The organism is Noviherbaspirillum sp. L7-7A (assembly GCF_019052805.1).
In the GTDB taxonomy this organism is placed as follows: Bacteria; Pseudomonadota; Gammaproteobacteria; order Burkholderiales; family Burkholderiaceae_D; genus Noviherbaspirillum_A.
Genome location: NZ_JAHQRJ010000003.1, coordinates 363801 through 383104, shown reverse-complemented (window position 1 = coordinate 383104; position 19304 = coordinate 363801). Strand labels below are relative to the sequence as shown.

Genomic DNA, 19304 nt, shown 5'->3' with positions numbered 1-19304 from the left:
TGAATGGTCGAAAGGCGCCTTCTCCATGCGCACCCGGTTGTCGGTCAGCGCAAGCAGGAAGCTGACAAGGGTTTCTTCCCTTCCTCCTCAAGGTTCAGCGGTTGGATGTCGGGATGCAGATCGGCCTCGTTCAGTGCGCCCACGGCACCGCCGCCGGCGTTGTAGTGTTCTACCACCTGCATCAGCGTTGCCTTGCTGCCATTATGAAAGTACGGCCCGATCAAATCGACATTGCGCAGGCCGGGCGTCTTGAAGGCGCCGTCCACGCTGACTTCGTCGATCTTGGGCTGTACATACTTTGACAAGTCGAAGCCATTGCCCAGCAGGGAGGGTGCGCCGCTGCCCAGCAGGGCGTACAGCTTGCTCTCCGACAGCGGGCGGCCCGGCTTCTGCAGCACCTCGGGTTCGCTACCGACCACGCCCAGGTCCTCCGGCATTGGCGAGGCGCCGATATTATAGAAGTCGTTATCGTAGGTGCGGCTGCCGCCATTGCGCATTGGCATCATGTCAAGCGCATTATCGGCATGGGTTTGCCAACGGTGGCAATGAGCGTGCTTGGCCTGCTCATGGGCACGCCGGAAGCGGTTGCCCTGCTGACGTTTTCGATCCTGGTCAAGAACACCTGGCAACTTCTGGCCGGCCCCGGCTTCGGCCGGCTGCTGCGCCACTTTGCGCCCTTGCTGGCCACGCTGGCGGCAGGCGGGTTCCTCGGTTCGACCACGCTGGCCCATGCCAGCTTTGCGGGCGACATACTGGGCGCCGTGCTGGCGGTGTACGGCCTCTTCGGCTTGCTGGCGCCGCAGTTCCATGTGCCGCCGCGGCTGGCACCACCGCTGGCGCCGGTAGGGGGCCTGTTGTCCGGGCTGCTCTACGGTTTCACCGGACTGGCAGTGATTCCGCTGATCCCTTACATGGCCTCGCTGAAGCTGGACAAGGAAGAACTGATCCAGGCCTTCGGCTTGGCTTTCAGCGCCTGCGCGATCGGCCTAACGCTGGGCCGGATGATGGGCGGCCGTATGCTGATGTCGGTCACCTTAAGCGCGCTGCTGGCGCTCTTGCCGGCGATGGCGGGCATGATGCTGGGCCAGCGCATCCGGCATCGCATGCAGCCGGATGTGTTTCGCCGCTTCTTCCTGATCTGGATGCCGGCTATTGGCAGCATGATGCTGGTCAAGGCGGTGTTGTAACGGCCGCCATGCATGCCGGCCGCGCCTGAGCCGCAAGATGGCGGCCCGGCGCTGACTTGATCATTTCCCGGTCACTTCTTCTTCATGATCTTTTCCGCGATCTGATCCGCCTTCTGCTTGGTCTTGCGTTCGGCTTCGGCGATTTCATTCAGCCGGGCTGCTCGCCGCCTGCGTACACTGCGCCGACATGCGGCGGAAGTTCCTGCTGCAATTCGCCGCAACCTTCTTCGCTTCATCCCAGCCCTGCGTCTCACCATAGAAACGCACCGCGTCCGGCCATACCTTTTCGGCGTTCTGAAAATAGGCCCTGCCTTTAGGCATGGGGAGATTCAGTGAGAAACTGCTGGTCGTACATCACCACCGTGATCTGATCGCGCGCTACCGACGCGTCGTGGATTTGGCCGGTCAGGGTTGCTTGTCCCTTGGCCATGAAACGCGTCAGCACCATCTCCTTAGCGCTGAGCTTGTCTCCCAGCCATAGCATGCCAATGGAGACCACCACCAGAATCGCCAGGGCGCAGAGCATTGTACCAAGTGAGTAACGGGTCTCCCGCTCGCTCGGATCTGAAAACCGTACGGCAGCCGCGAAACAAGCTTTTATTTTTTGTGCCTGTTCTCTTAGAGTCATGCGTTTCGGTTGGTTTTTATAGATGTAATTATCGAAGCGACGCGTTTAATTTTTATTCTAGCAACAATGCTGGCATGATAAGGTGCGCTCAGGTATCACGCAAATAAGTTATTCAAAGGAAATTATGAATAAACCGTTTTACTTATTAACGGGACACTAAACGGCCTGCTCGCCGTCGATTTCTAACCAGGCGCCAACTCGGCAGAGCAGGCAAGAGCGACCGCCTTATTTTGATTGAAGAATCGGGAGATGAATCCTTGCAACGAATGCATCCATCTCATGCAGCAAGCGTTAAAATCAACAGGGTCCCTAACTGCCTTCTATTGCCGATGCGCTCGTGCATCGCTATAGGTGGTTTAACACGATAAGGAAATAGCCTGATGTCCAACGCACGAAAAGTATTTTTGTCAGCCGGGGTACTCGGCGCGCTGGGTTGGCTGGCTTCTGGTGCGTTGAACTTCAAGCGCGATAGTGACGAACCGCCGGTCGAGCCGATTGCAGTAAACTTGACGCCTGAACTGGCGCGCCTGATTGAATTTTCCGGCAAGGTAGCGGCCGCAATTGGCGTATGCAGCGCTTACGCGCTGCGGTCCGACAACGGCGACCGACCCAGGCAGCGTGAAGACCTGATGTGGTTGTCCGACGCGCTGCACCGTTTGCAGGCGCTGGGCGCCTATATTGGCCATGGATCGGCGGATCAGATTGTGCATGCCTGTGATGGCTTGATCACGACTTATCAGGGTTACCGAGCAAAGGATGCGAAATCCCAAAAAGCGCGTGAATGTTTTGAGCGCCACGCCCAGCGATTTTCGATTGATGATGGTCTGGCTATCTTTGCTGACATTCGAATGAAGGTGCTTCCACTAGTGACGCCAGTGGCTGCACCCGATGCAACGCAAGCGCAAGCACTTTGATTGAATGGCAGGGACAGGAGGTTATTGTCATTTGCTAATCCTTTTACCGTCCAGCAGGACAGGTATTGCGCAAAGCAATGGGGTGGTCAGCAAACTTTCGCCTGGTAGACGCGCGCTGGTTCACACTGCCACCCTAAAGTGAGCGCTGTTGCGAGTGCGGTGGAAAACGCAGCGCGGATAATGCAAATGTTGCTGCAGCGTTTTCTCGCTTTTCTCGCACACGCCTCGCGTGGGGTTTTGCCTCGGTTGTGTTCCCAGTACTGCGCGATTCATTGCTGTCATGCCTCCCGGCCTGCCGCTTTTTGGCCCGCTTCCCTGAAATGGTATTCAAACCAGTGAGCAGCAAGCATCGCTACCTCATCCAGCTTGCCCGGTTCTTCAAAAAGATGGGTGGCACCTGGCACGATCGCAAGCCGTTTCTCGCCGTGCAGCAAGCCATAGGCCTGTTGATTCAATTCGATCACGCCGTGATCGTCGCCGCCAACAATCAGTAGGCACGGCGTGCGCACCGCAGCCAGACTGTCCTTGCCTGCAAGGTCTGGCCGTCCGCCACGTGACACCAAGGCAGTAAGCTCGCTTGGTCGCTTGGCGGCAACCCGAAGTGCGGCGGCAGCGCCAGTACTAGCGCCAAATAACCCCAGCGGCAATCCAGCGGTTGCGTCCTGGATATGCAGCCATGCAACAGCGCTGTCCAGACGGCGTGCCAGCAAATCGATATCAAACCTTGTCTGATAATGGCGGTCTTCTTCCACCGTCAACAGATCGATTAGCAGGGTGCCTAGCCCGGCCTGCCTAGGAACGGCAGCAACATGATTGTTGCGTGCGCTCAGCCTACTGCTTCCACTTCCATGAGCAAACAGCACTAATCCATAAGCATTGGCAGGAAGTTCAAGCATCCCCGCGACTGTGATGGAATCGGCTGGGATGTGTACCAAGCTTTTCAAATCGTCTTTCATCTTAGTCTCTGCACCAAACGTTTGCAACGAGATAGCACTGCTGTACCAGCTAGTTACACTGATTGGCTGTCCAAGGTTGAAAATGTTCAAGACGTCGGTTGATCAGAGAATTGATAATAAACCCGTTTCAGGTAATCATTATTCGCTGCGACATCGCTATCGTTCTGAGTCAAGTCGTTATTGCTTTTCTTTCATCAGGCAATGGATTGCTGATTTGTGCACTCACGGATTTCAAGAATGGAGAGTTATCTCCGATGTCGTTCCTGAGGTATCAATGCAATGCTTAGGTCACCAGTACGTCACAAAGTCAAAATGTCCGATTTAAGCAATCGGTTCAGTTAGCAGATCCGACTGGAATGCTGGGTTTGACTATCGCCCGATGCAAAAACAAGTCGAACGCTAGCGCTCTTAACGCTGGTACCAAGTAGCCGACTCAATCATTCAGGTAGCTAGGATCGCAACAATAATGAGGCTCATTGCAAGGCCCGGCTTCTACCCGACTACAAGGCGACTTTCCGGCAACTAGCATTACGCTAGAGCGGCGGTGATGCGCATGTGACGCCATCTGTTTTCTGCGGTAATTCGTCCTTCTTCTCTCTCAGCTAGAAAAGAAACCAGGGCGTATCAAACCATTCATGAAATGTCTCGACGTGCCCGTTCTAGGGAATTGACATGCCGCATGGTTTATAAAAATCCACTGCCGCCTGAGTCAGCTGCTGCCTGATATCGCTGAACATTGGCAGCATTGCTTCGCGTAATCAGACATGACTGGGGCAGCCTCTGTCAATGGTGAATAGTGATCCTGACGGGGGACTTGTGCAGTATTCCGGATGATGCGGTAGCAAAGATTGAGGGCGGTCTTGTCTTTAAGAAAAACTAAGAAGGCAACAAACCGTCCTTTGAAACTACTCCAAGCAGTGACGAAAAAGCAATCCACCCGATCAATTTTGGTCGAATACGACGTCTCTAAGCTCGAAGCAGCGAAGTAGGCGATCAAAGCAGCTGATGATCACGGTACCTAGACCTTCGCGAAACTTAGCTATTTTCAAGTTATTTAATTTTCCAAAAAGAAATTATTCCTTGCGTTTCGTGTCGTCAACATACTATCATTTCCTCAAGGAAACGAAAGACTTGGCGAGGAACGCGAATAATGACTGCAATAGGAACCACCAATTTTTACCGGCACACTGTCTCATCGACTGCAGCCCTTCTTTTTCTCTTCGCCGCTGCTACCGCGTCGGCTGCGACTATTACAGTAGGGCCAGGTAAAAACTATAGCGCTCCCTGTGCAGCGTTCGGGGCAGCCAGGGACGGCGATATTGTGGAAATCGACGCAGCTGGCTCCTACGTTGGCGACGTGTGCGGCATCTATCCCAGCAACCTGACGATTCGTGGCGTGAACGGCCGGCCCAAAATCGATGGCGGCGGTCGCAATGCAATGGGTAAGGGCATCTGGGTCCTCTCAGGCAACAACACGAGCATTGAGAATGTCGAAATGTTCGGCGCCCGCGTCAACGACCGCAATGGCGCGGCGTTGCGGCTGGACGGGCAGCATCTGACGTTGCGTGGCAGCTACCTGCATCATAACGAAAACGGCATCCTCACCAACAACGACGGGGTCTCCAATGTCACCATCGAAACCACTGAGTTCGCCTACAACGGGTATGGGGACGGCTATTCTCACAACCTGTATATCGGGCACATTAACAGCCTGATTTTCAGGGCGAGCTACTCCCATGATGCCAATATCGGCCACAACCTGAAGTCCCGAGCCAACACCAATACCGTCGTCAACAGCCGCTTCTCCAGTACAAGCGGCCAGCCCAGCTATGAAGTGGATTTTCCGAATGGCGGCACGACCTACCTGATCGGCAATGTGATCCACCAGCCGGCCAACAATCAGAACCCCGCATTGGTAGCCTATGGCGAAGAAGGCGCGACAAATTCGGGCCAGGACCTCTATGTCGTCAACAACACGTTCCTGAATGACGATAGCTCACGCGGCACGTTCATCATGGTGGGCGGCTCGGTTGGCACACCGGTCCTCATGCAGAACAATGTTTTCTCCGGCACCGGCAACGTCAATACCCAGTCCAGCGCTATCGACAAAACAAACTATCGTAGCGTGGCGGCTGCTTTTGTCGATCGTGCCAACTTCGATTTGCATCCCGCAGCCGTATCGCCGATGGTTGATGCTGGCTCTGTGCCGGGTATTTCCGCCGGTGGGCTTTCCCTCAAACCGTCTTTCCAGTACAAGCACGTGGCCGGCAATGAGGCAAGGCCTGTCAACGGCCAGATCGACATCGGCGCTTACGAGGTTGAGCCGGTCACTTCGACGGTCAAGATGCCCGATCCAACTTCGACCACGACAACGCCGCCGGTCACGTCACCCTCGCCAAGCGTGAACTGGATTGAATGTGCCACTGAGGGAGGAACCTGCACCTTTAGCGGCACGCGCCAGGTACGCTACGGCGCGGGCGGCACTTATGCTTACAAGTCAGGCTCTGGCTATCTGGCGTGCAACAACGGCGTGTTTGGTGACCCCGCCTATGGCCTGACCAAGACTTGCGCTTATGCGCAATCCAGCACGACCACCTCCAGCCCGACGCCGCCTACGACCACAGCCCCCGCACTACCTGTGTGGACGGCTTGCGCAAGTGAAAACGGCACATGCACGTTCAGTGGCACGGCACAGGTGCGCTACGGCGCTAACAATTCGTTTGCCTACCAGACCGCCATCGGTTCGATTGGCTGCAATAACGGTACCTTTGGCGATCCTGCATTTGGACTGACCAAGACCTGCGAGTATGAGTCGACGTCCGGAACAACGCCTACGACGCCACAACCTGTGATTGCCCCGACTGTGTGGACGTGGTGTGCAGGAGAGGGTGGCACATGCAGTTTCAGCGGCACTCACCAGGTGCGATACGGTGCGAATGGCTCTTTCGCATACAAGTCGGCCACCGGCGCGATCGCTTGCAACAACGGCGCCTTTGGCGATCCTGCCTACGGCGCGACGAAATGGTGTGAGTACGCCAATTGAAAGATCAGCTTGGCTGGGCTGACTTCATGGTCTGCAGTAACCAGGCGATTCGCGGCCATTGGGTGCTGGTGTGCTGTGCCTTTGCCTTTTGCTGGTGGCAGGAAGCGCAGCAAGCGCGACTGCACAATCGGGACAGTCCCCGGTGCAAAAACACCCCCAAGCTGTCCGTTTGCCAGTGCGATGTCGCTGGCCCCGCCTGCTGCGCTCGATGCAAGCACAGTTGACCCCTCTGCACTGGCTCACGCGCGACTAGCATGCGTGCTTCGCTAAGCCCCGGCCTCCCGTACTGGCCACTCCGGCGAAATCCCTAGCGGGAAGGACGAACTACCTTCATATGTGCCTTTGACAAACTATTTTTGAACATCCTCCGTTTTGCCAGCCACTGTTTTGACGTTGAACTAAGTTTTGACTGCACAAATTTACCCAGCCTACTATAGCACCCGTTGATGTCGGCCCTGATGTCTTCTGCTCGCAGGCTGCCTCTTTACCGTTCGGTCTTGTTTCGACCAAGTTTGTTATCAGGTTCTTGTCTACGTGAGTCCGAATTCTTTTCTCCATCAACCCGTCTTGCTCGCAATCGTTGGCGGGATACTTTCTGGTGATCGTTAGCCGTCTTTGCTCTTGCTTATCCAGCCAATCTGTATTCCGTTCCACGAGACAGCATGGCCCAAATGATGCTGGCATTTCTGGCTGCCAAAGCGACTGCTGCCACCTTGGAGCAGGAGCACTTTTGCAACGCGCTCACCCACTGACTCTTGCGATCGAATTTTTCCACCATTGAGCAAACGGAACTACTGGTGCGATGAATTAGCAAGGTTCGCAACCTAGCGTCGCCACGCTTGGTAATGCCACCCAGCCGATTTTTGCTGTCGTTCAAATACTGCCTTGGCGTGAGTTTAACCATGCTGCAAATTCTCTTCCATTGCGAAACATCTTGCCATCTCTCACGCTGGCCACTAGCGCAATGGCTGTAATCAGCCCAACCCCTTCAGTTTTCATCAGGCGCTTAGAGGCCTCGCTTGCTTAGCTAGCATAGAAATATAGCGTTTATACTCGGCTGCCTTTCCGTCGAGATTTAGCAAACGCTCGTACAGCTCGGCGCTCTTCTCGTTCGCCAGTGCGGGCAGGGTGAATGCACTTGTTTGCACTTTCATCATAAGCCGGCGCAAACTCGCCATGCCAGTGGCGATCACGATACCGAATTCAGCTAGCAGTCCGCGAATTTAATTAGACAATGCAATGCGCTCCGATACCAGGAAGTCCCGTGCTCGGTGCAACGTCAATATTGCTTGCGCTTTTGCCCTCTTGACCGGCACAAAGCGCATGTTGGGCCGCCCGACGGCCTTGCAGATCGCTTCGGTATCATTGGCGTCATTCTTGCAGTATGGCGTTACAAATTGGGCAGTCATTAGTCGTACGGTATGGCCTTGGCGGCACAGTTCCCTAGGCCAATAGTCGGCACCGGCATAGGCTTCCAACCTAATCAAGCACAATCGCAATTTGGAAAAGAAAGTCACCATCTCCAAACTCGACAGGGACTTCTTCAGCACTACTTTGCTGTGCGCATGTATGCCATGGACTTGAAACAGCGACTTTGCAATGTCCAGCCCGATTCCGACGATTGCCATGCTGCAGCTGCTCATACTTTAGCCCGCCTCGGAGGTGGAAGGATTTCATGACATTTCCACTAGGCCCGTTGTCTACCGCCTTGGCAACCTAACCGTAAAAGTACTGCCTAGGTCTTTACCATTGCTGTAAGCATGTACGCTCCCGCCATGCAGTTCGACAAGACTTTTTACCAATGCGAGGCCTAACCCAAGGCCGCCGTTTTTGCGATCGGCCGAGCGTTCCGCCTGTGCGTAGAAATCAAACAGGCCTTTGACATTTTCCTGTTCAAAGCCAATCCCGTTATCTGTGACTCGCACGTCGAAAGCGTTTTCCAAGGCGGTGATATTTACCGAGATATTGCCCCTGTCCGGCGTATAACGCGCAGCGTTACTCAACAGATTGGCTACGACCTGCACCATGCGCGTGCGGTCCACGAAGACGGCGCATTCCTGCGTGGGCAAGTTTTCGATCAGGATTTGGTGCTTGAGCGTAAACATCGGGCGCACCTGTTCCACGGCATCGTGCGCAATGGCACGCAGGTCAAATTGCTGTTTGTCCAGGATCACATACCCAAGCGAGACACGGGAGACGTCCAGCAGGTCTTCTACCAACCGGGACATATGACCGACCTGGCGACCGATGACCTGTGCTAGGTGCGCGACTCTGTGCTCTTCCACCGCTGGCTTTTCAAGCAAGCTCGCAGCCATGCGTGTTGCACTGATTGGATTGCGCAGCTCGTGGCTCAAAATTGCCAGGAACTGGTCTTTCCGCGCGTTGGCTAAACGCATGCTTTCCGACTCCATAATGACGTCGGTAACGTCGGTGCATATACCGATCCATTCAACGACTTCGCCGAGGCTGTTGCGCAGCGGGACAGCACGAGAATGGAGGTAACGGTACTCTCCGTCCTTACGACGCACCCGGTAAGTCTCGCCTGCCGGCTCCCCCTTGGCCAAATAGCCTTGCCAAGCCGATTTAACACGTTCCCGGTCGTCCGGATGCACCGAAGTAATCCATTGCAAGTCCGGCGTCATGTCGCCGGTATAACGCCGCCATGAACTCGTATCTTCGATGGGTTTGCCGTGAGCGTTCGCGCGCCATACCAGGTCTGAAACCGTTTCGCTCAGAATACGGTAGCGCATCTCGCTCTGTCGCATCTCTTCTTCAGCGGCTTTTCTTTTGCTGATGTCGCGAATGTACAGGGCTAGGCCTTCTGCAATCGGCTGTGCCGTGAGCTCGTACCAGCCGACGTTACCAACCGGATCTACCCAGCGGTTTTCCAGAAAGGTCGTAACACGTGCCGCCATTGCCTTTCTGTACAGGCGGCCAACTTCGCTATCGTTGGTTTCGGGCCAAAGGTCCCAGTGACTCCTGCCTAGCATCTCATGCAGCGGTCGCTTGTTCAACTGGACTGCCGCCGCATTCATTTCTATCACGGTGAAATCACGGTCCACGATACATAGCGCTTCCGCCATGCCACCGAAGACTTGATCGCGGTGGTCCCGCTCGCGGCGCCGTGCTGCTTCTGTGCGCTCACGGTCCAGCATCAGAGCCAGGCTGCTGGCGCACATATCCGTCAATTCCATTTCACGGATGGTTGGCGAATGTGGATGATCAAAATAAAGGGTCAGCACGCCAATCGTATTGTTCTCGGCATCGTTAAACGGTGTCGAATAAACACCGCCGATACCATTGAGCTCTGCCCATGGTCGGAAGCTCTTGAATTGCTCACAGGACGCGAAGTTTTCAATGATGACGCGGTGCCGTTCCGCAAACGCGACGCCACAGCAACCCTCGCCGGGCCGTATCCGCGACAAGTCCCTTACCGCGGCGTCGTTGAAGCCCATACTCGCCTTTACCGTAAGAGTAGACGAGGCAACATTCATTACTGATAAGACAGCCTTCGTCGTATTATGGAACGCTGCGACGGTCTCAAGGACCATATTAAGTTTTTGTCCCAACCTGCCGGGTTGCAGCAGTCCCATACTCAACTGGTGCAGCATTTTCCAGTCATCGGCCTCGTACCTGGCAAATGGCGGATGCTGGTCCGAGTCGGCCGATTGCGTGGGTTCCGGATTAGTATTCATATAACAAAGAGCTTTTTGTTTTGAATCGCCTTACCGGATGAACAAAAGTCGGCAGGATATTAGAGGCTAAAACAATTTTTTCAAAAGAAACTAAACTTCGCTGTTAGCCAAGCTGTTTGCTTAACGATTATAGCCATGTTGTCACACCAGTCGATTTTTCATAAACAGCATGCCGTTTAGAAATATTGTCGTTTTTCGTTTACTGAAATAAAAAAGCCCGCCGAAGCGGGTTTTCTATTGCACAACTTTAATTTTAGCCGCCGTGATAAAGGCTGAGGTTTCCATTGCTTTTGATAACAGGCTCACGATCCGTCGAATAGCCTGAGGAGCGGGTCATATTCATATCCGAGCGGCCGGACGTGGCGTTTGAACTACCGCCCATGCCCATGCTAGAGCAACCGGTTACGAGCAATACCGCCAATACCACCATGATTTTCTGCATTTTTGTTCCTAGTTGGAAAGAGTTCGTGCAACTATCGTATAACGGAAGTTAACCCGACCCTGCAATTAAAGAAACGCTAAGCGCGCTTGGTCAATGAAGACTTCCTTGTCTGACAGACAGCGGCCGACGTCGTGCCGTTGTCACAAGGCCAGCAGGTAGGTCAGAAGCGCTTACCTGCCGGCGATCTGTCTTATGCTGGTCGATGGGCGCTGACGGCACGACGATGGCAAGGGCTCTGGCGTCTTTGATAAGTCCTAGTGCGAAGTGCCGGGCAGTCAACTCCAGCTTCTGGAGGGCGAAAGCACGAACAAGGTCGAGCCAATTGCATTGCCGATCAAGCGATGGCACTCCGAGCCTATCCTGAGCAGCGAGGTTAAGCCGACTGTCGAGAGGGTAAACCAAGACAAAATCTGACCGCGCGCCGTACATGAGCAACGCCCACTCGAGCTAGGGAAGGGCTTATGCAAAACGCATCAGTTTGCGCCACAGATTTCCATGGGGCTAATGCCAGCGTTGATCTCCCGGATTGCGCCGTGAACATGGGTGGAGAGCTGACGATAGCTGGACGTCTCACGACCTTGTCTTAGGCGAAGCGCGGCGGCCTCAAGCCTCACGGCGGCGTTTCCACAGCCGCATTGACGCGCCTCGCCAGAGAGCTCCTCGACTGCCTTAAGCGCGCGCTTGGCAATGCGCCTTTCTTCGTCAAGATTGCTTTGCCGGTCCAGGGTTGTGAGCAAAGCCGTAATCCGTTCAAACTCGTCGACGCGGACGTCGCAGGCTCGGGTCGATACAGGATGCGTTATAGCCATGGACAATGTCAGCAATACCGCGGTCGCTGCGCAAGCCACGATGCTGAAAATTTTAATTGTCGTCTCCTCGGCGTGGCATCATTTTATTAGCGTTCTTAAAAAGGACTAGCCAATATGAAAATCATGTAATGGCAAATCAATCTTGTTCCAAAGCAATGCGCCGCATAACCAGGAAATGACCATTGTTCCCAAGGGCTCAAGTGCACTCGAATAGGCTATCGAAGGAGCGCAAAGGTTATCGAGCCGCACTCCCGATTGATTTCACATCCCGATGAAATTTTGCGTGCTCGACCAATTGGCGCAAAAGTTTCCTCATCTGACAGCACCGAGCGGTCGATCGGTGCAGGACATAATCACATCCGCGACATGGTTTATCTTGCATGGCAGGGTTGCGAAGTAGTGGGAATACTGAAAAGCCTCCACGACATAGTTCACCTCGGCCCAGAGGACGCATTCTACAGACCATTATGGCGAAATCCGTGCAAAACGTAATGGTACTTGGAAATCTATGCCCAATACTTGTTAACCACAGATAGCGTGGTCAGCGCGCCATGGCAATCCGTAGCACCATCGCCGAATCGGCGCTCCATGAAGTGGTCAACTTGCGTTGCGCGAAGAAGCGGCAGATGCGTTGTACCAACAAGGGAGTACATTTTATTGCTTAAGTTCGAAAGTAATTCTCACAGCGAGTTGAAAATTTGCAACCTGCGTGATCGACGGCGAACACGCATAGGAGAGAAGTGTGACGATCGCAGGTAACGTGTTGCCTTATATTACCTCCGGTTTTGACTAATCTTCGTTATGCCCCCCGTTCATGCGGGGGGCATGGTCTGACAACAGCACAACCGGCACTTCGTTCGCCAATGGCGCAGAAATCGCAGCCGCGGCATTGACGTGGCCTACCCATCTATAACCAGAGCAATGCCTGATTTGCCAGTCAACCGCATATAGCACCAACTATATGATGCAGGCCGTTGCATGCCCCGGACAAAGTATCTCGATCCCGGTTTCAAAAAGAAATATGTAGAAAAGTTACCTGTTGCGTATCAGATAAGTTTCCCTCTTATACGCTAGCGAAATAATTTGTATGCGCACATATACTCACACTTGAGAAACCGGATGTTGCAAACCATTCTATTGGGAAACATCCATAGTTGCGTCTTTTTAATTCATTTAAGCAAGCTAAATCGTTTTCATATTAAATTAGCCTTGCTCGTTGACGCACTAATATTTTAGTGTTTTAATCCAAGGACGGTATGGCTTGATCTGGGATATCGGTACGAAGCGGCTCGCTTTGTTGCTTCTTGCTACAGATAGGGTCCTCTATGAATGACTCCGGTAAATTACTGGCAACTGGGGTGCCTTTACATGAAAGCATAATCTGTAATCCCACGAGCCCGTTCGATAGACACACCGCATTCGCTGGTCTATAAGCGAAAGCGGTAAAGTGCCGCGTCAACCTGGCGTGAAGCGATGTTCTTAATTTATTACAACATCAGTCCCTAAGGAATGAGGAGATTTAAAATGAAACGCATAATTTCCGTTGCAGCCATGACATTCGCAACCTTGGCAAATGTTTATGCTGCCGGGTATCCAGAAAAGCCGATTACTGCGATCGTGCCATTTCCGCCAGGCGGGTCGACCGACACAATTGCCCGCGCAATCGCGCCCAAGATCACCCAAAAGCTGGGGCAGCCATTCATTATCGAGAACAAGCCAGGAGCCACCGGCGCGATTGGGGCGAGCGCAGTTAAAAATGCGCGACCGGACGGCTATACCATTTTGATCGCATCGATCGGCGTCTACGCGGTCAACCCGGTTTTGCAAAAAAAGGTCACCTATGATCCATCGAAGGACTTTGATCTGCTGACTGTGGCGGTACGCGCGCCAAACGTGCTGGTTACCTCGTCAAGCATGTCGGCTAACACGGTTCAAGAACTGATCGCCCATCTGAAGAAGAACCCAGATAAAGTCACTTTTGCTTCGTCGGGTTCAGGGTCTTCGGACCACCTTACTGCAGCACTTTTCTGGCAAAAAACTGGCACACAGGGCTTGCATGTGCCTTATAAGGGCGGCGCACCCGCGATTACCGATTTACTTGGCGGCCATGCTGATGCATCCTTTCAAAACATTAACGCAGTGATCAATCATATTAAGTCGGGAAAGCTCAAGGCGCTGGCGATCACTGGAGAGAAGCGTTCACCACTGCTGCCGCAAGTACCTACCCTGACTGAAGCTGGCGTAAAGGATGTCGATGTTTATTCTTGGCAGGCCATTGCCGCACCCAAGGGCTTGCCTGCCGACGTCAAGACGAAGTTGCATGGCGCGATTGTCGAGGCTCTCAACAGTGACGATGTCAAGCCACGTTTGACAGAACAGGGTTTCGAGATCGTGGCAAATTCTCCTGAAGAATTTTTGAAGTTCCAAGCACAGGAATTGACACGATGGAAACAGGTAATCGAGGTCGGCAAGATCGAGGCTGATTAAACCGGAGCAAGCGGCCAATTGGATATGGCCTGATATTAGATCGAAAAATTCTTTTGGGGGAAATGATGTCAACTCTAGATCCGGCACACATGTCGCGCGGTGCGCCTGTTGTAACAGAAATGCGAGTCGTTCCGGTTGCGGGGCACGACAGCATGTTGTTGAATTTGAGCGGTGCGCATGGGCCGTACTTTACACGCAACATACTGATCCTGAAGGATAGCGCCGGCAATACCGGCGTCGGCGAAGTCCCAGGTGGCGAAGGCATACGACAGACTTTGCAAGACGCGAGCGACCTAGTAATTGGGCAATCGATTGGCGCTTACCAAAACGTGCTCACGACGCTGCGCAGAAACTTTGCCGGCCGCGATGCCGGTGGCCGTGGCCTTCAAACCTTCGATTTGCGCGTGACTATTCATGCAGTCACTGCCGTCGAAGCCGCGCTGCTGGACCTGCTCGGCCAGTTCATGGACTTGCCAGTTGCTGCGCTGCTGGGCGAAGGCATGCAGCGCGATGCGGTCAAGATGCTTGGCTATTTGTTTTATATTGGTGACCGTACGAAAACCACGCTGGGCTATCGAAGCGAAGGGGAGGCCGACAATGCCTGGTTTCGCCTCCGTAACGAAGAGGCACTCACCCCGGAAAAGGTTGTGCGCCTGGCTGAAGCTGCACAGGAGCGTTACGGCTTCAACGACTTTAAGCTCAAGGGAGGCGTATTGTCGGGAGAGCGTGAAATGGAAGCGATCGTTGCGCTGCATGAACGATTCCCTCAGGCCCGCATCACGTTGGACCCTAACGGGGCATGGTCTTTGGATGAAGCGGTGCGCTTGTGCCGCGATAAACATAGCATCATCGCGTATGCCGAAGATCCTTGTGGGGCTGAGAACGGCTATTCTGGTCGCGAAGTCATGGCCGAATTCCGCCGCGCTACTGGCTTGCAGACCGCGACCAACATGATTGCCACGGATTGGCGTCAAATGGCACACGCAATCCAGTTACAGTCCGTTGACATTCCGCTCGCAGACCCGCATTTTTGGACCATGCAAGGTTCGGTAAGAGTTGCGCAACTGTGCGACATGTTCGGGCTGACTTGGGGTTCGCATTCCAACAATCACTTCGACATCTCGCTGGCGATGTTCACCCACGTTGCCGCTGCTGCTCCGGGTAAAACCACCGCAATTGATACCCACTGGATCTGGCAGGACGGGCAGCGCCTGACCCGAGAGCCCCTGAAGATCGAGCAAGGGCAAGTCCACGTGCCGAGTAAGCCGGGTCTGGGCGTTGAAATCGATATGGCTGAGGTAGAAAAAGCCCATCAAGCCTACAACAACATGGGATTGGGTGCCCGCAATGATGCCGAAGCGATGCAGTTTTTGATACCCGGCTGGACATTTAATAACAAACGTCCAAGCCTTGTTCGATAAATGGAGACAATCATGACGAACGTTACGCCTTATAACGCCTTTCCGAATCAATTTAAACAGGATCTGCTCGCCGGGAAAAAGCTCATCGGCTGCTGGTCTTCTCTGGCAAATCCAATTACTACCGAAATCCTTGGTTTGGCCGGTTTTGACTGGTTGCTGCTCGATGGTGAACACTCGCCCAACGATATAAATTCGTTCATGTTGCAGCTGATGGCGCTGAAAGACAGTCCAAGCGCCCCTTTCGTCCGCATCCAATCCAATGACCCGGTGCAAATCAAGCGTCTCCTCGATCTCGGCTTTTACAATTTCCTGGTGCCATTCGTCGAATCGGCGGACGAGGCGGCGTACGCCGTATCGGCCACCCGTTATCCTCCGCACGGTAAGCGCGGCATATCAGTTGCGATGCGCAGTAACCGTTACGGGACGGTAAAGGACTATCACAATATTGTCGGCGACAATATTGTCGTCTCGGTGCAGATTGAGAGCCGCAAGGCGGTCGATGCCATTGATGCAATCTGCGCCGTGAATGGCGTCGATTCGGTATTCATCGGCCCATCAGACTTAGCCGCTGGTTTTGGTCATCTGGGGAATCCGTCCCATCCAGAAGTGCAAGCGGCGATGCAGCGTGTCATCATTGCGGCGAAGGCGGCCGGCAAACCAATTGGTATCCTTGCCCCGGTCGAAGCGGACGCGCGCCGCTATATGGAAATGGGCGTGACTATGGTTGCTGTTGGCAGCGATCAAGGCCTGTTTCGTGCTGCAACCCAGGGCCTTCGAGACAAGTACTCGGCAGATTAACTACCACCTCAAGATATGGAGAAAGCGATGAGTAAAGTTGGATTTATTGGACTTGGCATTATGGGCACCCCGATGGCCGAGCACCTGATCAAGGCAGGTCACGACCTGTACTTGTTTAGCATCCCGAGTGTGCCAGAGGCGCTTACAGCAGCCGGTGGGAAAGCGTGCACGTCTGGCAAGGAAGTTGCACAGAACGCAGAGATCATCATCACGATGGTACCGGATACGCCGCACGTCGCATCCGCTCTGTTCGACCCGAATGGCGTCGCCGAGGGACTCACCCCTGGCAAGATTGTTGTCGATATGAGTTCAATTTCACCGGTTGAGACTAAACAGTTCGCCCAACGTATCAAAGCCCTGGGTTGTGACTACGTCGACGCGCCAGTGTCGGGTGGGGAAGTCGGGGCAAAGGCTGCCAGCTTGACGATCATGGTAGGCGGCTCCGAAACCGCATTCGAGAAGGTAAAACCGTTGCTCGAACTGATGGGCAAGAACATTACCTTGGTTGGCGAAAATGGTGCCGGGCAGACCTGTAAGGTAGCTAACCAGATTATCGTTGCACTTAACATCGAAGCCGTCGGTGAGGCGTTGCTATTTGCAGCCAAGATGGGTACCGATCCGGCCAAGGTGCGCCAAGCATTGATGGGCGGCTTTGCCGCTTCGCGCATTCTGGAAGTGCATGGTGAGCGCATGGTTAACCGCACTTTCGATCCTGGCTTTCGTATTGAACTGCATCAGAAAGACCTTAACTTAGCCCTGTCAAGCGCCCGCGCCATTGGTGTTTCTCTGCCCAACACGGCAAATGCACAGGAACTGTTCAATGCGTGCGCCGCCCACGGCGGCAAAGGGTGGGACCACTCCGCGATGGTATGTGCGTTAGAGAAACTGGCAAACTTTGAAATCGGTCAGCAGGTTTAAATGCATGTATGGCGGTCAGCTATGGGCCGCCTTACTCGTAATGTGATAGATGATCGCCTCGGTTTATCAAACCTCTGATCGATAGCAGCGGATGGCAGGCTCCAAGGCCATGTCAAAATAGTCGATCGGCAAGTCCAATTGATGCACGGCACAAAGACGCTTTTAGAACGTATAGCTTAAAACGACAGAGCGTCTCAGCAGACGGTAAGCGTCCAGCACAGTAAGCGTCATTTGAAGGCCGTATGGATAGATCTGGTTCTATGTCCAAAGTGATGCTTGGGCGGCCTCAAATAGGAAGTGCAGCACCTTTTCTTGTGGGGTGTGTCCATGCAGAGACAACCTGCTGACTAGCACCTTCAGCCCGATGAACGAATTACCAGTGCTACGCTGAGACAGCGCGGCTTCAGGGCAGCAATTCTTTACTGCGGTAAAAAGCGTTAGCAACGCGCAGCGCGTTTTGTTTGTTTCGCTAATTCCAGAAACGCTGCACAGGACAGGCAGTGCATGGTTGGGTATTACAGATCATGCCTGGCTGGTTGCTATCAAACCTCAGTTCGGGATAAGGATTTTCTTCCAAGACATGATTGAGCGCCTCCCTTGCGCTTCGTAAGATTGGGTTTGCACACCGATCAATCGCCACGAAGCAGGAGGCGCTCATGGACAGTCTAACGGAATTGTTTTGCCTGATCGACGACTTCTGTGTGAAATTTGAACCGGCCTGGAACCAGCGTTTGCTGGACGATGGACAGAAACATCGACGTCGCCAAACGAGACTGCAATTGTCCGAGCTGATGACTTTGGCCGTGTTGTTTCACCAGCTCCGGTTTCGCCAGTTCAAGACGTTTTATCTGGCTTACGTATGCCGATTTCTGCGTCAGGAGTTTCCCGATCTGCCCAGCTATCACCGCTGCGTCGAACTCATGCCGCGCTGAGCCATTCCTCTGGCAGCCCTGTTTGACACGCTCAAGGGCCAGTGCTCAGGCATTTCCATTGTGGACTCGACGCCAATTGCCGTGTGCGACAACCTGCGCATTCCGCGCCACAAGGTCTTTGCCGGGCTCGCTGCCCGAGGCAAGAGTTCGACCGGCTGGTTCTTCGGCTTCAAGCTGCATGTGGTCATTAACCATCGAGGCGAAATCCTGGCAATTCGCCTCACCCCGGGCAATGTCGACGACCACAAGCCAGTAGCGGGACTGTGCCAGAGCCTGTTCGGCAAGCTGTTTGGCGACAAGGGATACCTGGCCAGATGGCTATCGGACCTGCTGGCAGAGCAGGATGTGCACCTCATCGCTAAAGTGCGAAAGAACATGAAGCCGATTGAGCTCACACCGTTTGATCAAGCCCTATTGCGGCAGCGCTCGCTCATCGAAACCGTCTTCGATGAGCTGAAGAACCTGTGCCAGATTGAGCATACTCGCCACCGTTCCTGCTTGAATTTCGTCGTCAACCTCATAGCCGGTGTCGTTGCTTACTGTCTTGCGCCCAACAAGCCACGCTTGCCCGTAGCGACCACAGCGCCAACTCTCTGATACCTGCCCTTATCCCGAACTGAGGTTATCAAGGCATCGTTCAGCATTTACGAAGGATAGGGCGCTGCCCGGTACACGGCGGGGTGCTGGAGATGGCATTTACTATGGTGGCGGCACGGCGCCATATCGTCTCAACGCGTATCTGCTGGACACCCTGTACCGGTGCGCCAATTGCGGCATCTGCTACATCTTGCTGCTGCCTTCGCAGTCACTATGGCGTATGGCGGCTACTAGACCAAAAAGCGCGCACGGCGATGACGCGCAAGCCGCTGAACTGCTAACAATCCACGAAGGTAGCATGACCTTTGGTACGTGCCCATTCTAGGCTGACGACCACGCAGACTGGACGGGTCGCGCGGTAACAGATTCACCTTCCGCAGCCTCGCATTGACACATTTATCTGCCAAGACACGCAAGTCATTGAAAGCCTCTAAAAAATTGCTTTGGCGATCCGGCTGTTGTTGCATCATGGAAATT

General features: G+C 54.0%; 14 protein-coding genes and 1 pseudogene. 8 read left to right on the top strand and 7 right to left on the bottom strand.

Features of this window, described 5'->3' with window-relative positions; all coding sequences use genetic code 11:
• Window positions 1–44: 44 nt before the first annotated feature.
• Window positions 45–506 (bottom strand): hypothetical protein, encoded by a 462-nt coding sequence (locus KTQ42_RS23205; RefSeq protein WP_217347977.1) that lies wholly within the window; start codon window positions 504–506, stop codon window positions 45–47.
• Between KTQ42_RS23205 and KTQ42_RS23200 the strand changes: the two genes are divergently transcribed.
• Window positions 390–1187 carry a TSUP family transporter gene (locus KTQ42_RS23200; protein ID WP_283093334.1) on the top strand — a complete coding sequence of 266 codons (798 nt, stop codon included), beginning with the start codon at window positions 390–392 and terminating at the stop codon, window positions 1185–1187. The genes KTQ42_RS23205 and KTQ42_RS23200 overlap by 117 nt on opposite strands.
• A gap of 313 nt (window positions 1188–1500) precedes the next feature.
• On the opposite strand, the gene KTQ42_RS23195 is transcribed toward KTQ42_RS23200, so the two are convergent.
• A complete protein-coding gene (locus KTQ42_RS23195; RefSeq protein ID WP_217347975.1) occupies window positions 1501–1815 on the bottom strand; it encodes a hypothetical protein in 315 nt (104 codons plus the stop codon).
• 380 nt (window positions 1816–2195) lie between these two features.
• Here KTQ42_RS23195 and KTQ42_RS23190 point away from each other — a divergent pair, with 380 nt between their 5' ends.
• Window positions 2196–2729: a hypothetical protein gene (locus KTQ42_RS23190; RefSeq protein ID WP_217347974.1), complete on the top strand. Its 534-nt coding sequence runs from the start codon at window positions 2196–2198 to the stop codon at window positions 2727–2729.
• 278 nt (window positions 2730–3007) lie between these two features.
• Here the strand turns inward: KTQ42_RS23190 and KTQ42_RS23185 are convergent, their stop codons facing one another.
• Window positions 3008–3685 carry an alpha/beta hydrolase gene (locus KTQ42_RS23185; RefSeq protein WP_217348101.1) on the bottom strand — a complete coding sequence of 226 codons (678 nt, stop codon included), beginning with the start codon at window positions 3683–3685 and terminating at the stop codon, window positions 3008–3010.
• A gap of 1321 nt (window positions 3686–5006) precedes the next feature.
• Between KTQ42_RS23185 and KTQ42_RS23180 the strand changes: the two genes are divergently transcribed.
• Window positions 5007–6728, top strand: coding sequence for a hypothetical protein (locus KTQ42_RS23180; RefSeq protein WP_217347973.1), 1722 nt, complete (start codon window positions 5007–5009; stop codon window positions 6726–6728).
• Between the two features lie 1223 nt (window positions 6729–7951).
• Here KTQ42_RS23180 and KTQ42_RS23165 read toward each other — a convergent pair.
• The 4 genes from KTQ42_RS23165 to KTQ42_RS23150 form a co-directional block, all read right to left on the bottom strand.
• Complete coding sequence (locus KTQ42_RS23165) at window positions 7952–8356, bottom strand: hypothetical protein (protein ID WP_217347970.1); 405 nt, start codon at window positions 8354–8356, stop codon at window positions 7952–7954.
• A 72-nt stretch (window positions 8357–8428) separates the two neighbouring features.
• A complete protein-coding gene (locus KTQ42_RS23160) occupies window positions 8429–10423 on the bottom strand; it encodes a PAS domain-containing protein (RefSeq protein ID WP_217347969.1) in 1995 nt (664 codons plus the stop codon).
• A 253-nt stretch (window positions 10424–10676) separates the two neighbouring features.
• A complete protein-coding gene (locus tag KTQ42_RS23155; protein ID WP_217347968.1) occupies window positions 10677–10865 on the bottom strand; it encodes a hypothetical protein in 189 nt (62 codons plus the stop codon).
• A 473-nt stretch (window positions 10866–11338) separates the two neighbouring features.
• Window positions 11339–11674, bottom strand: a complete 336-nt coding sequence (locus KTQ42_RS23150; protein WP_217347967.1) for a hypothetical protein — start codon at window positions 11672–11674, stop codon at window positions 11339–11341.
• A 1524-nt stretch (window positions 11675–13198) separates the two neighbouring features.
• Between KTQ42_RS23150 and KTQ42_RS23145 the strand changes: the two genes are divergently transcribed.
• From KTQ42_RS23145 to KTQ42_RS23125, 5 genes and pseudogenes are all read left to right on the top strand, one after another.
• Window positions 13199–14161 carry a tripartite tricarboxylate transporter substrate binding protein gene (locus KTQ42_RS23145; protein ID WP_217347966.1) on the top strand — a complete coding sequence of 321 codons (963 nt, stop codon included), beginning with the start codon at window positions 13199–13201 and terminating at the stop codon, window positions 14159–14161.
• 65 nt (window positions 14162–14226) lie between these two features.
• Complete coding sequence (gene gudD / locus KTQ42_RS23140; RefSeq protein WP_217348100.1) at window positions 14227–15582, top strand: glucarate dehydratase; 1356 nt, start codon at window positions 14227–14229, stop codon at window positions 15580–15582.
• Window positions 15583–15594: 12 nt separating this feature from the next.
• Window positions 15595–16380: a 2-dehydro-3-deoxyglucarate aldolase gene (gene garL, locus KTQ42_RS23135; protein WP_217347965.1), complete on the top strand. Its 786-nt coding sequence runs from the start codon at window positions 15595–15597 to the stop codon at window positions 16378–16380.
• 27 nt (window positions 16381–16407) lie between these two features.
• Window positions 16408–17298 (top strand): 2-hydroxy-3-oxopropionate reductase, encoded by an 891-nt coding sequence (locus KTQ42_RS23130; protein WP_217347964.1) that lies wholly within the window; start codon window positions 16408–16410, stop codon window positions 17296–17298.
• Window positions 17299–17954: 656 nt separating this feature from the next.
• A pseudogene (locus KTQ42_RS23125) lies at window positions 17955–18827 on the top strand (IS982 family transposase).
• Window positions 18828–19304 lie beyond the last annotated feature (477 nt).